This window comes from uncultured Megasphaera sp. (assembly GCF_900539295.1).
Classification (GTDB): Bacteria; Bacillota; Negativicutes; order Veillonellales; family Megasphaeraceae; genus Megasphaera.
The window spans coordinates 1-12,501 of the sequence record NZ_UQBH01000001.1 but is presented as its reverse complement, the minus strand read 5'-3'; the positions used below and the strand labels follow the sequence as shown (position 1 = coordinate 12,501).

The following is a 12,501-nucleotide window of genomic DNA, read 5'->3' as shown; positions in this document are numbered from 1 at the left end:
AATGACCAAGTGGGTAGAACATGAAAACGGGATTTGTTGGGAAGAAAGCACGTTGTTAAAAGATGTCGGCGTCTGTCATGGCGTGACCGGACGCAGCGGCGGCGTCAGTGAAGATCCCTTTCGGTCACTGAACCTGGGCCTTCACGTCGATGACCGTGCCCAGAACGTCCTTGAGAACCGGCGACGTCTCTGTACGCTTTTGGGCTGTGATCTGCAGCGCCTTACGACGGCTAAGCAGACTCATGAGGACCATATCGTCGCTGTCGGCCCGAGTGAAATTGGCCGCGGCGCCGGAAGCTATGCCGATGCCTTTCCTCACACGGACGCCCTGATGACCAATATTCCCGGCGTACCCCTCATGATGTGCATTGCCGACTGTGTGCCGGTCATCGTGTTTGATCCGGTAAAAAGGGCCTGTGCCGTCATCCATGACGGTTGGCGGGGAACGGCAAAAAGGCTGGCGTCTAAGACCGTATTAGCGATGGAGCTGGCCTATGGTTCGAAGCCAAAAGATCTGCTGGCTTATATCGGCCCGTCTATATCGAAGGCCCATTTTGAAGTCAGTGAGGATACGGCTATGACCTTTCAGCAGTTAGGGCCGGCTTACGGCGAGTGCACCGGTAAACAGAACGGGGCCTGGGTTGTCGATTTGTGGCAGGCCAATCACCTTCTCCTGACCGATGCCGGCCTGATTCCGGAACATATCGAGACGACGACCAGCTGTGTCTTCAGGGAAGAGGAGAAATTCTTCTCCTATCGCCGTGACGGCGGCCATACGGGACGCATGGGGGCCTTTGTTATTTTGTAAAAGCAGATGAATAAATTTTTAAATATGACTAGCTTTTATAGGGCTAACTATATATAATAAAAGAAGTGTAATGTTTTATAAATACATATAATTGCATGCACGACGGAGGGATAGGCTTGATTAAGGAAAATCTTGAGGCAGTACACAAGAAAATTGCTGATGCAGCTGCCCGTGTCGGCAGAACTGACAAAATTACGCTGGTTGCAGTGACGAAAAATCATCCGGTAGAGATGATGGAAGAGGCCGCCCGGTGCGGTGTTACTGATGTCGGTGAAAATCGAGTCCAGGAAGCGATTCAAAAACTGGAAGCATTTCCGGACAACGGATTGACCTGGCATTTAATCGGACATTTACAGACCAATAAGGCGAAACATGCCGTAGAACACTTCCATCTTATCCACTCCATCGATTCGGAGCACTTGCTGAAAGCTGTGAATAAGGAAGCCGGTAAAATTGAAAAGGTGCAGGACATCCTCTTGCAGGTCAATGTAGCCCGCGAAGAAAGTAAATTTGGTATGGAAGTTGAAGATTTTCCTGCGATTTGTGAATTGGCAAAGGGATTGGATCACGTCTGTGTCCGGGGGCTGATGTGCATGGCCCCGAACTACGAAAACGTCGAAGACGTGCGGCCCGTGTTCCGCATTGCCCGCGCTTTATATGAAGATATGAAGCCGAAGTTCCCAGAAGGCCAGATCCGGTATCTGTCCATGGGGATGACCCATGATTTTGAAATAGCGATTGAAGAAGGCGCCAATGTCGTCCGCGTCGGTACGGCAATCTTTGGGGCACGTAATTACTAAGGAGGAGTATTTACTATGAAGAAAAAGAACATGTGGGATAGATTAGTAAATGTCGTAAGCGGCGTAGGCAATGTCAACGAAGACGACGAATTTGAAACGGATGAATATGAAGATGAATTGGAATATGAAGAAGAACGCGTACCGCGCCGCACTCCTGCCGTAGCACCGAGCCGTACCAGTGTCAACTATACGCCGACTCCGGCAAAACCGCTGCGCATGGTCATCGTTGAACCGGAAACCTTTGATGACTCGCAGAGCATTGCCGATTATATCCGCGACCGCAAGCCCGTTGTCATCAATTTTGAAGCGACGCCGGAAGACGTTGCTAAACGCGTCGTTGACTTCGTCAGCGGGGCTACCTATGCCATCGACGGCAATATTCAGAAGGTAGGCAAGGAAATCTTCCTCTGTGTGCCCAGCAATGTTACCGTAGACCATGGCAAGCGCGATGACTACAGCGATTTTAATGCACCGCCTCTCACGTGGAATGTCGGCGGTACAAATAATGACAACAACGGCGGCAATACACCGCTTCGTTAATGATTGAGGGATTGTTTTGAAGAATAGAGATAGAATTATCCGCTATTATCAGGGAACTGATAATGGGGAGTTAGCTGCCCGTCTTATCGATTTGGCAGACAGTGCGGCTAAGGGACGTCCGTATGCCGTCAGTGAATTCGTATCGCCCGGCGCCGTCCAGATCGGCGAGACCATTCAGGCCCATGTGCCGTCTTTGGTACTGCGTACTTCCGGCGGCTACGAAGGGGCTGAACGGGTTAAATTGGCCTTTGTCGGCGTTGACTATGACGGTCCTGTCGATTTTGGCATTACGGCTTGTAAACTGAGCTGGGATGACCGCTACCGCCTCTTAGGCCACCGCGACGTCCTGGGTTCGCTCATGGGCCTCGGCATCGACCGGGGACGCTTTGGCGATATCATCATGCAGGATGCCGGCGCCGTCTTGTTGGCGGAAACGCAGCTCGTCCCGTATTTACAGCAGAACTTTACGAAAATCGCGATGGTAAACGTGGCGATTGAAGAAATACCCCTGAGCGACATTACGCCGCGTCAGGAAAAAGTGAAAGAAATCAAGACGACTGTGGCCTCGCTTCGCCTGGATGCCATCGTTTCATCGGGATTCGGTATTTCCCGCACCAAAGCGGCCGATGCCATTAAAGGTGAACGGGTACAGGTCAATTGGCAGCCTGCCAAGGGCCCCAGCCAGGAAGTTCGTCAAGGTGATGTCATTTCTCTCCGCGGCAAAGGGCGGATGGAGCTGGCCGAAATTACCGGAACGTCACGAAAAGGCAGAACCGGCGTTCTGTTGAAGCGCTATATGTAATTCCCTTTGTACGGAGGAGATACCATGCTTACACCAATGGATATTCATAATAAGGAATTTAAACGCGGTTTTCGCGGCTACAGCGAGGAAGATGTCGATGCTTTCATGAACAATATTGCCGGTGACTACGAAAAAGTATACCGGGAATACTGCGAACTGAAAGAACGCTGTGACAGCCTTCAGGACAAGCTGACGCAGTACGAAAAAATGGAAGCTACCATGAACAGCACACTCATGCTGGCTCAACAGACTGCTGAAAATGTCAAGGTTTCGGCCCGTAAGGAAGCAGAACTGATTTTGCAGGAAGCAGAAAGCAAAAAGCAGAAGATGCTTGACGAAACGATGATGAGCCTGCAAAATTCACAGCAGGAATGGGAAAAGCTCAAAGCTCAAACGGGAGCCTATCGCGCAAAATGCCGGGCTATACTGACCAGTCAGCTGCGGCTGCTCGATGACATGGCCGCCGATGGAGAAGAAAAGACGGCCGACGTCTTAAGCCAGGTTGATGCGGCTCCGGCTGTTTCGGTCAACGAAAAGTCGGCTCAGCAGGCACGTCCCGATCAGGGGCGGAAACAGGGCAGTAAAGATGCCGACAAAGCCAAATAATACGTATTCGTGAATATGCTCTCTTTCAGGTATGACATATGTTAGACCCGGCGGGGAGTATATTTATTTATGGGAGGAACGACGATGAAGAAAATTTTCCTTTTGCTGGCAGCCTGCCTCTTTCTGGGGGTTGTGAGCCCGGCCGGTGCATATAATCCGTATGCGCCCAACCAATTTGACAGTGTTGACAGGAGTTCTTGGGAATACAAGGCTGTCTACGCCTTGTCTGAAGCCGGACTGACCGGGGCTCCCATGGAACGGTTTGACCGTTCTTATAACTTGACGCGCTATGAAGTGACGGCTATGATTGCCGTTGCCATGAAGAACCGCAGTAAGGCTACGGAACAGCAGCAGCAGTCCATTGACAGACTGGCTAAAAGCTATGCCGATGACCTGCAGTATCTTACGGATACGCCCCAAAAAGCCGATGAAATGCCAAAAGGCGTGGCGTTTGATTGGAAGGGAGCGAATCAATAATGGAAACCATCAAGATGATTACGATTGACCTCGACGGAACGTTGCTGCGAAGTGACGGAACCGTTTCGGACCACACTGTTGAGACGCTCCAAAAAGCACGTCAGAAAGGCGTCATCGTCGCTATTGCAACGGGCCGCATGTATCAGACGGCCAAGGCTTATGGCGAACGGCTGGCTTTGGGTGACAGCCCGATGCTGCTCTTTGCCGGCGGTCTGGTTGAAACGCTGGAATCGAAGAAGATTCTCTTTCAGCAGACGATTTCTCGGCAGGATGCTCAAGAATTGGTCTATTTGGCACGAGAACAGTGCTGGCAGATGCAGACCTATATTGACGACGTGCTGCGGGTTGAACTCGATGAACCGTGGATTCGTGACTATGAACGAATCACCAAGGCCAAGGCTGTCATCTGCGGTGATGACTTTTATCGGGTACAGGGAGACTGCAACAAGCTGCTCAGCCGAGGCGAACATGAAGATCTCCTAGGCCGTAAGGCCCTCATTGAAAAGACCTTCCCGGGCCGGTTCAATGTCCTTTTTTCAGATTTGACCTTTTTAGAAATCATGCCCCTTGGCGTCGATAAGGGAAATGGCATCCGACGCCTGGGAGAATATTATGGCATTGATATCAAAAATATCATGGCTATCGGCGATTCCCAAAACGATTTGGACATGCTGAGAGCGGCCGGTTTTTCTGTCGCTATGGCCAATGCGGCACAGGAAGTCAAGGATGCCGCCGACTACGTCACCTTGTCTCATGATGAAGACGGTGTCGCTGCCGCTGTCGAGAAATTTGTATTGTAAACAGGAGGTTCTTATGGACCATTTTCATTTGATTATCGTCACCGGCATGTCCGGTGCCGGCAAGACCCATGCCGTTCAAGTCTTAGAGGATATCGGTTATTTTTGTATCGACAACATCCCGCCGGTATTAATCCCTAAGTTTGCGGAATTATGCATTAAAGGCGGCGAACGAGTTCGTCACGTCGCCCTCATTGCCGATATTCGCGGCGGTGAATTTTTTGATGCCATGAGTCAGTGCCTGAAAGACCTGAAAGATTTGAAAGAAGAAGGTATTTCTTATGAAATCGTCTTTATCGAGGCGTCTGACCAGGCCTTGGTCCGCCGCTATAAGGAAACGCGCCGGGTCCATCCCTTAGCGCCTCACGGACGCATCAGCCAGGGCATTGCCGAAGAACGGAATCGCTTGGCATCTTTGCGGAGGAAAGCCGACTTTATCATCGATACGTCGAACCTGCAGCCTAAACAGCTGAAGGAAATTCTGGTCAAGCGCTATGCCATTACAGACAGCAAAAAGAGCATGACCGTTACCGTCGTATCCTTCGGATTCAAGCACGGCATGCCCATCGATGCCGATATCGTCGAAGACGTCCGCTTCCTGCCGAATCCTTATTATATCGATGATTTTCGCCATAAGTCGGGCCGTGTGCCCTGCGTGCGGGACTACGTCGAAAGTTTTCCCATTACCCAGGTGTATAAAGAAAAATGGTTTGATATGATCGACTTCCTCCTTCCGAATTATGAACGGGAAGGCAAGAGTCAGCTGGTCATTGCCGTCGGCTGCACCGGCGGTATGCACCGCAGCGTCTGCATGGCCGAAGCCATGTACAAGCACTTGCGGGACAACGGCGTCGATGTATCCATCGAACACCGCGATATTCAGAAAAACGACGTTGAAGAAGATGCGCCGGGGTACGAAGGCGAAGCGTAGGAGGTACTGTCATGCGTTTTATGAAATGGCTCCATCCGGGACTGCATATCAAGCGCTGGCTCTTTCTTTTCGGGCTGGGCATGATGTTCTCCAGCTTCGGCATCATCCTGACTTTTAACTATCAGTGGTTAGGTGAAGTAGAAGAGTGGGCCTTCCGGCTGCTCTATGAAATGACGGGACATTATAATTACACGATTCTGGCCAGTTTGGGTATCTTGGTCATCATCGTCGGCATGGCCATCATGGGCTGGGCGACGCGGCGGCTGATACGGACCATGATCGGTGTCGTCATGCCCGGTGAATCGGGGAATTTCAGCGATTTGATTTTTTCCAAGTTCCAGCTTTCAAAAGGGCCGAAAGTCGTCGTCATCGGCGGCGGCACCGGTTTGTCGGTCATGCTGCGCGGCCTCAAGTCGAAGACTTATAATCTGACGGCTGTCGTCACCGTTGCCGATGACGGCGGTTCGACCGGACGAATCCGCGAAGATTTGGATATCATTGCTCCCGGTGATCTGCGCAACTGCCTGGTTGCCATGGCTGATAAAGAAGGGCTCATGGAACAGCTCTTTGCCCATCGCTTCGGCGGTTCCGGGGACCTGACGGGACATAGTTTCGGCAACCTGTTCATTGCAGCGCTTATCGAAGTCCTCGGCGATGTCGAAGAGGCCATGGATGCGACGAGCAAGATCCTGCGCGTCCGCGGCAAGGTCATCCCTTCGTCAGCCGAAAAAATCCGCCTCAATGCCAAGATGACCGACGGCCGTATCGTCGAAGGCGAGTCGCAGATTCCCCATGCTCACGGCCGTATCAAAAGTGTCTTTACGACGCCGGAACACCCGAAGGCCATCAAGTCGGCCGTCGACGCCATCAAAGGCGCCGATGCCATCGTCCTCGGGCCGGGGAGCCTCTATACGAGCATCATGCCGAATTTGTGCGTTCCTGACATCATTGGGGCTATTCGGGACAGCAAGGCCCCTAAAATTTATATTTGCAACGTCATGACCCAGAAGGGGGAAACGGATGACTATACCGTCTCCGACCATGTCAAAGCCATCAATAAACAGGCCGGCGACAAGATTATCGACTTCGTCATCGCTAATAACGGCGACGTCGAACCGGCTGTGCTGCAGCGCTACGTGGCTCACGGCTCCCATCCGGTCATGATCGATAAAAAAGAAATCGGCGAAACCGGTGCTACCTTGATCCTGTCAGACCTTATCAATAAGGAAAACAGTGCCACTCACGATACGAAGAAACTGGCCAATGTCCTCTTTGACCTGATCAATGCCTTGCGGACTGATTTGTCACCGGAATTGCTTCACTATTATCTTAAGCGTTATACCCTTACCCACCGTTAGGAGGCGGCAGCCATTGTCTTTTGCGGAAGAAGTGAAAAATGAGATTGCCCATTACAAACCGGAGAACCCTGCCTGCCGCTTTGCTGAGCTGGCAGCCCTCCTTTGTATGGGCGGCTCACTTATTCTCGGCTCTCACGGGATGATTGGCATCGAATTCAGTACGTCGAACAATGCCGTCGCCCGAAAGGTGCTCAAGATGTGGATGGAGGCCTTTACCGTCCGTCCTGAAGTGCGGGTCCGTCAGGGACTGCGCTTGCGAAAGAAAAATTATTATATCCTGCGCGTGTCGCCGTCACCGGAAAGTACGGCGATTTTGCGCGACCTGTCCCTCTTCCCGACGGATGCGGAGTTTTCTGCCATCGACTTGCGCAAGACGGAGTGTCAGCGGGCTTTTTTGCGGGGGGCCTTTATGGGTGGAGGTTCCGTTAATCAGCCTAAAAGGGACTACCATTTGGAATTAGTGACAGGCAATGCAGCCTTTGCGGAAAAACTGCTTAAAATCATGCGCCGCTTCCGCCTGCCTGCCAAGATTACCGACCGCAAGGGCGATTATTTGGTCTATATAAAGGAAGGCAACGGCGTGTCCCACTTTCTGCAGTATATCGGGGCCTCTCAAGCGTATTTAACCTTTGAAGAGGTTCGCGTCGTAAAGGAAATGCGCAACAACGTCAATCGCGTCGTCAACTGTGAAACGGCCAACCTTCAGAAAACTGTCGATGCCGCTTTTCGCCAGCGCAGGGCCATTACCCGGATTCAGGAGTCGGGCCTCTATCAGCGCATGTCGGCTAAGCTCCGCGAGGCCGCGGAACTGCGCATGGCCAACCCCGAGGCTTCGATGAGTGAATTGGCGGCCCAGTCGGGACTGACAAAATCCGGCTTAACGCACCGTTTCAAAAAAATTGCCGATATAGCAAAACAGATAGAAGGTCAACAACATGATGAACATTAAGAAACTATGTACCTATATTGCCGGTCTTTTGACGGCCTTTATACCCCTTGGAACCTCCTTGGCGGCAGGACTGCCGGGAGTTGACGATCCCGATGTTATGAGCCGTGTCGTCGTCCAGCCTATGAAGTCTATTTCCATGACGCCGCCCATCGATACGGGGACGCTCCTCCTTTCCGACAGTCCGGAATACGCCGAAAGTGACGGTATCCTCTATGGGGATATGGTCAGTGGCGACGTGCGTCTTTACTTTTATCACGTCAATCAGCAGTCGACAGATCGAAAAATCGTAGCCATGCTCTATAACCCCCATGACTATCCGATCGATGCCATTCTTCAAGGCTATCAGTACACGCGTCCCAGTACCGACTATTATCAGGTCGGCAAAGAGCTGTCGACCCTGTATTATGAAGGCAATATGACCGTCAACAAGGTGACGGTAAAGCCTCACGACTACGCCTTGGTCGGGGAACGGCTCAATGAAGTCGTCGTTCGGCCGGATCAGCTTTTTTCGGGCATTATCAATGTCAGCCTTCCGGAACCGATGATTTTATCGTCCATGATTTTACCGACGAAAGCAGATCCGATGGCCTTTGTTCGCCAGCTCCGATATCTGCCCAGTGATTCCGTCAAACTGCGGGGAACCTTCCACGGCAAGGACCGCTTTATGAGTACCCTTACGCCTTACTCTACGGACAGCGGCATCGGGTACATCCTCTTAGCCGACGGCGTCATGGACCGCTTCCTTCAAGGAAAGGACGTCATGGATAATCGGTCGTCGGAAGATACGGGAAACTATGGCCTTGACTACACCATCCATCTGCGGACCCAGGGGACGGGAGACGTACATCTCTATTTTAATCCCCAAGGCGGTGAATATGCCGGTGTAGCCGAACTGATTTACAGCGACCCCAAGGTGGGGGAAGATAAAAAGATCGTTGAATTGCCGCGCAATCGCCATTCCATGGGGCTTAACGACCCTTATGCTATGGAATATGTCGACACCTTTCCGGCCGGGACGGATATGACCATCCATATCATGCCGCCCGGTGCAGCCAACTTGCCGGTTCGATTCTTAGTCGTGCCCGACAGTAAGCTGCAGCCTCTTCGCGAAGCCGTACAGAGCTCGCGTGAAGCGGAAGAACGGCGGGCTGCCGAAGCCAAAGCCAGACGGAAAGCGGCTCGTCGCGATACGACCATCCAGCCTGAAGAACTCCAGTCTGACAATCAGACGCCATTTACGTCTCTGAAGGACCGCATGGCAAAACTACAGGAGCAAAAGAAAAAGTAAGCATAAGAAAACAGCCATCCAGATGGATGGCTGTTTTCTTATGTTGTTGACGGTCGACACCGTTCGAATGCAAAAAGCCTTTAAGCTTTATTTATTCGGTGCTGTGCCAAACCATTTCTGATAGATCTTGTCGTACGTGCCGTCGGCTTTGAGTTCTTTCAAGGCCTGGTTGACTTGATCGGTCAGTTCCTGTTTGTCTTTGCTGATCCCCATGGCTACGCCGCGAGAGGTGATCGGAGCGCCGACGAGTTTGAGCTTGTCCTTTCCGCCCTGCTGGAGATAGTATTGGGCGACGGCCTGGTCGATGGAGACGGCATCGCAGGTGCCGGCTTCAAGTTCCATCCAACCCTGAGTATTGGTGTCGAACTCCTTGACGTTGGCACCGTGTTCACGGGCGTAGTCGGCAGCTTTGGATCCGACCTGGGCGCCGACGGTCTTGCCGGCGATGGAATCATATCCCGTAATGTCCGTATTGCCTACGGGGACGACGATGGTGTAGCCGCCCTGATAGTAGACGTCGGTGAAGTTAATCTGTTTCTTCCGTTCTTCCGTCGCATCCATGCCGGCGGCGATGATGTCGATCTGGCCGCTCTTCAAGGCCGGGATAAGGGCATCGAAGCCGAGGTTCTTGACTTCCATCTTGTAGCCCAATTTGTCGCAGATGGCCTGAGCTAAATCGATGTCGAAGCCGACGTCCTTGTCATTTTCCGTAAATTCAAAAGGCGGGAAGGTCGGCTCGGTCCCGACGATGAGGGTTTTGTCGCCCTTGGAGCCGCCGGCGGCTTGATCCGTACTGCCATTGGAACCGCAGCCGGAGAGTAAGGTCAGGGCGGCTATCGAGGCCGCTGCCAAGGTCATAACTTTTTTCTTCATCATAGTAAGTTCCTCCAATTAGGGAATAGAAAGGATGTCACTAAGGTCTTTCATGATCGCTTCGTGGGGAAGGGAGACGAATTCACTTTCCGTCGTCGTCCCTGTCGTTACGGCGGCAAAGGCGACGCCGGCATTTTGAGCTGCCTTGGCATCGATGGTATTGTCGCCAATATAGAGGACGTCTTTTTTATCCAGGCCGAAATGGTCGCAGACTCGGTTGATGCCGTCAGGGGCGGGCTTGGCATTGTCGACGTCTTCCATGCCGACGACGAGGTCGATGAGTGATTCCATGGCGTATTTTGTGAGCGTTTCATTGATCCGCGAACGGGTCTTGGTCGATACGATGCAGCAGCGGCTACCTCTTTCCTTAAGGGCTTTCAGCGTCGGAAGCGTTTCCGGATAGAGATGGGTATTGGCCGTCATATACTTGTCGGAGAAGCGGACCTTATATTCTTTGATCAGGTCATAGATGCGGTCTGAATCCGTTTCGCCGGTAAGACTTGCCATGGCATCATACATCGTCATGCCGATCGTGCGGCGAATGGCATCTTCGGGAATGCCTCGATAGCCTTCCGCGTCAAAGAGGAGCTGGAAGCACATGACGATGCCCTTTTCCGAGTTGGCCAAAGTATAATCGAAGTCGAAGATATATGTCTTATACATGGATTACATCTGAGGGTCGACGCCGAACCATTTTTTGTAGAGGTTGGCATAGGTTCCGTCGGCTTTAAGGTCAGCCAACGCCTTGTTGACCTTTTCGAGGAGGGCCGTTTTATCCTTACCGACAGCCATGGCAATACCGGCATCGGTTTTCTTGGAGTCGCCGACGATCTTAAGATCTTTGTCGCCGCCTTCTTTCAAGTAGTAGAGAGCGACCGACGTGTTGATGATGACGGCGTCACAAGTGTTGCTCTGCAGTTCCATCCAGCCCTGGCTGTTGGCATCGTACTGCTTGACCGTTGCGCCGGCTTCGGTTCCGAGGTCTACGCCCTTGGTGCCGACCTGAGTGCCGACGGTACGGCCTTTGAGGTCATCAAAACCGTGAATGGTGTCGTTATCCTTGCGGACGACGACAGAATAGCCGTCCTGGAAGTACGGTTCTGTAAAGGAAACTTGTTTCTGCCGTTCCGGCGTAGCATCCATGCCGGAAGCAATCATATCGATCTGGCCACTGCGAAGGGCCGGGATAAGGGCGTCGAAGCCGAGGCTCTTGACTTCAACCTGCATGCCCGTCTTTTCACCGATGGCGTTGGCTAAATCGATATCGAAGCCGACATACTTGCCGTTGTCCGTGAATTCAAAAGGCGGGAAAGTCGGTTCCATTCCGACGACGAGGGTTTTCTGCTCATCGGCAGCACCACTCTGATTGTCTGTTGAAGAACCACATCCGGCGAGTAAGGTGGCAGCTGCAGCCGTAGCTACCGCCATAACTAAATACTTTTTGTTCATACGTAACAACTCCTGTTCCTTTATATAAGCGGAAATATAAAATATAACTCCACATAATTATACTATAAAAGGCCACGCCTTTGAAGGAAAACTTTACGAGACCCCTGATTTTTTGCTTGACAAGGTATCCTTTGAGTAGTATACTAAACAAGCTGTCAGGGGGAAGCCCCGAACGGCCCGGCTGAGACAACAGCCGCAAGCGAAGTTTTTTGAAAGTTCTTTCAAAAACGTGCTTGACAAGCTCCTCGGAGTTTGGTAAGATAAACAAGTCGTCACTACGACGGCAGATGACCTTTGAAAACTGAACAATGAACTGAATGAACGCCAGTAAATGAATCTTTAGATTTGTTTATACCGAGTTTTACTCGGGAGTGCAGGTCATTTTCGTAAGAAAATAACCGAATCAATTCAAACGTCCGGTGTAAGCCGGACACCAAAAACAATAAGTTGAGCTAGTAAGCTCTTCCATACTATCATGGAGAGTTTGATCCTGGCTCAGGACGAACGCTGGCGGCGTGCTTAACACATGCAAGTCGAACGAGAAGAGATGAGAAGCTTGCTTCTTATTAATTCTAGTGGCAAACGGGTGAGTAACGCGTAAGCAACCTGCCCTTCAGATGGGGACAACAGCTGGAAACGGCTGCTAATACCGAATACGTTCTTTCCGCCGCATGACGGAATGAAGAAAGGGAGGCCTTCGGGCTTTCGCTGGAGGAGGGGCTTGCGTCTGATTAGCTAGTTGGAGGGGTAACGGCCCACCAAGGCGACGATCAGTAGCCGGTCTGAGAGGATGAACGGCCACATTGGGACTGAGACACGGCCC

The 12,501-nt window shown here is 51.8% G+C and carries 14 protein-coding genes and 1 rRNA gene; 12 read left to right on the top strand and 3 right to left on the bottom strand.

Annotation, left to right across the window (positions count from 1 at the left end; translation table 11 throughout):
- Position 1: 1 nt before the first annotated feature.
- From pgeF to QZQ46_RS00025, 11 genes are all read left to right on the top strand, one after another.
- The gene (pgeF, locus tag QZQ46_RS00075; RefSeq protein ID WP_296825931.1) at positions 2–808 is read left to right on the top strand and encodes a peptidoglycan editing factor PgeF; all 807 of its coding nucleotides are present in this window, start codon (positions 2–4) and stop codon (positions 806–808) included.
- A gap of 116 nt (positions 809–924) precedes the next feature.
- Positions 925–1,608, top strand: a complete 684-nt coding sequence (locus QZQ46_RS00070) for a YggS family pyridoxal phosphate-dependent enzyme (RefSeq protein WP_296825930.1) — start codon at positions 925–927, stop codon at positions 1,606–1,608.
- Between the two features lie 15 nt (positions 1,609–1,623).
- Positions 1,624–2,148 carry a cell division protein SepF gene (locus QZQ46_RS00065; RefSeq protein ID WP_296825929.1) on the top strand — a complete coding sequence of 175 codons (525 nt, stop codon included), beginning with the start codon at positions 1,624–1,626 and terminating at the stop codon, positions 2,146–2,148.
- A gap of 16 nt (positions 2,149–2,164) precedes the next feature.
- Positions 2,165–2,950: an RNA-binding protein gene (locus QZQ46_RS00060; protein WP_296825928.1), complete on the top strand. Its 786-nt coding sequence runs from the start codon at positions 2,165–2,167 to the stop codon at positions 2,948–2,950.
- Between the two features lie 24 nt (positions 2,951–2,974).
- Positions 2,975–3,556, top strand: coding sequence for a DivIVA domain-containing protein (locus QZQ46_RS00055; RefSeq protein WP_296825927.1), 582 nt, complete (start codon positions 2,975–2,977; stop codon positions 3,554–3,556).
- An 84-nt stretch (positions 3,557–3,640) separates the two neighbouring features.
- A complete protein-coding gene (locus QZQ46_RS00050) occupies positions 3,641–4,033 on the top strand; it encodes a hypothetical protein (protein ID WP_296825926.1) in 393 nt (130 codons plus the stop codon).
- Positions 4,033–4,833, top strand: a complete 801-nt coding sequence (locus QZQ46_RS00045; protein ID WP_296825925.1) for a Cof-type HAD-IIB family hydrolase — start codon at positions 4,033–4,035, stop codon at positions 4,831–4,833. The genes QZQ46_RS00050 and QZQ46_RS00045 overlap by 1 nt, the downstream gene beginning before the upstream one ends.
- A gap of 13 nt (positions 4,834–4,846) precedes the next feature.
- Positions 4,847–5,761 carry an RNase adapter RapZ gene (gene rapZ / locus QZQ46_RS00040; protein ID WP_062411912.1) on the top strand — a complete coding sequence of 305 codons (915 nt, stop codon included), beginning with the start codon at positions 4,847–4,849 and terminating at the stop codon, positions 5,759–5,761.
- An 11-nt stretch (positions 5,762–5,772) separates the two neighbouring features.
- Positions 5,773–7,119, top strand: coding sequence for a uridine diphosphate-N-acetylglucosamine-binding protein YvcK (yvcK, locus tag QZQ46_RS00035; RefSeq protein WP_296825924.1), 1,347 nt, complete (start codon positions 5,773–5,775; stop codon positions 7,117–7,119).
- A gap of 13 nt (positions 7,120–7,132) precedes the next feature.
- Positions 7,133–8,068, top strand: a complete 936-nt coding sequence (gene whiA, locus QZQ46_RS00030) for a DNA-binding protein WhiA (RefSeq protein ID WP_296825923.1) — start codon at positions 7,133–7,135, stop codon at positions 8,066–8,068.
- Entirely contained in the window at positions 8,055–9,356 is a 1,302-nt protein-coding gene (locus QZQ46_RS00025) for a hypothetical protein (protein WP_296825922.1), read from the top strand. The genes whiA and QZQ46_RS00025 overlap by 14 nt, the downstream gene beginning before the upstream one ends.
- 87 nt (positions 9,357–9,443) lie before the next feature.
- Here the strand turns inward: QZQ46_RS00025 and QZQ46_RS00020 are convergent, their stop codons facing one another.
- The 3 genes from QZQ46_RS00020 to QZQ46_RS00010 are packed head-to-tail and all read right to left on the bottom strand — an operon-like array spanning position 9,444 to position 11,678.
- The gene (locus tag QZQ46_RS00020) at positions 9,444–10,232 is read right to left on the bottom strand and encodes a basic amino acid ABC transporter substrate-binding protein (protein WP_296825921.1); all 789 of its coding nucleotides are present in this window, start codon (positions 10,230–10,232) and stop codon (positions 9,444–9,446) included.
- Positions 10,233–10,247: 15 nt separating this feature from the next.
- Positions 10,248–10,892 carry an HAD family hydrolase gene (locus QZQ46_RS00015; protein ID WP_296825920.1) on the bottom strand — a complete coding sequence of 215 codons (645 nt, stop codon included), beginning with the start codon at positions 10,890–10,892 and terminating at the stop codon, positions 10,248–10,250.
- 3 nt (positions 10,893–10,895) lie between these two features.
- On the bottom strand, positions 10,896–11,678 hold the full coding sequence (locus QZQ46_RS00010) for a basic amino acid ABC transporter substrate-binding protein (protein ID WP_296825919.1): 783 nt from the start codon (positions 11,676–11,678) through the stop codon (positions 10,896–10,898).
- Between the two features lie 472 nt (positions 11,679–12,150).
- Here QZQ46_RS00010 and QZQ46_RS00005 point away from each other — a divergent pair.
- Positions 12,151–12,501: ribosomal RNA gene (locus QZQ46_RS00005) — 16S ribosomal RNA — on the top strand; the annotation flags it as partial.

What these genes read in the sequence shown, in the direction of transcription:
- pgeF (WP_296825931.1), top strand. Translation starts at nt 2, where the DNA reads ATGACCAAGTGGGTAGAACATGAAAACGGGATTTGTTGGGAAGAAAGC.
- QZQ46_RS00065 (WP_296825929.1), top strand. Translation starts at nt 1,624, where the DNA reads ATGAAGAAAAAGAACATGTGGGATAGATTAGTAAATGTCGTAAGCGGC.
- QZQ46_RS00055 (WP_296825927.1), top strand. Translation starts at nt 2,975, where the DNA reads ATGCTTACACCAATGGATATTCATAATAAGGAATTTAAACGCGGTTTT.
- QZQ46_RS00050 (WP_296825926.1), top strand. Translation starts at nt 3,641, where the DNA reads ATGAAGAAAATTTTCCTTTTGCTGGCAGCCTGCCTCTTTCTGGGGGTT.
- QZQ46_RS00045 (WP_296825925.1), top strand. Translation starts at nt 4,033, where the DNA reads ATGGAAACCATCAAGATGATTACGATTGACCTCGACGGAACGTTGCTG.
- rapZ (WP_062411912.1), top strand. Translation starts at nt 4,847, where the DNA reads ATGGACCATTTTCATTTGATTATCGTCACCGGCATGTCCGGTGCCGGC.
- yvcK (WP_296825924.1), top strand. Translation starts at nt 5,773, where the DNA reads ATGCGTTTTATGAAATGGCTCCATCCGGGACTGCATATCAAGCGCTGG.
- QZQ46_RS00025 (WP_296825922.1), top strand. Translation starts at nt 8,055, where the DNA reads ATGATGAACATTAAGAAACTATGTACCTATATTGCCGGTCTTTTGACG.
- QZQ46_RS00020 (WP_296825921.1), bottom strand. Translation starts at nt 10,232, where the DNA reads ATGATGAAGAAAAAAGTTATGACCTTGGCAGCGGCCTCGATAGCCGCC.
- QZQ46_RS00015 (WP_296825920.1), bottom strand. Translation starts at nt 10,892, where the DNA reads ATGTATAAGACATATATCTTCGACTTCGATTATACTTTGGCCAACTCG.
- QZQ46_RS00010 (WP_296825919.1), bottom strand. Translation starts at nt 11,678, where the DNA reads ATGAACAAAAAGTATTTAGTTATGGCGGTAGCTACGGCTGCAGCTGCC.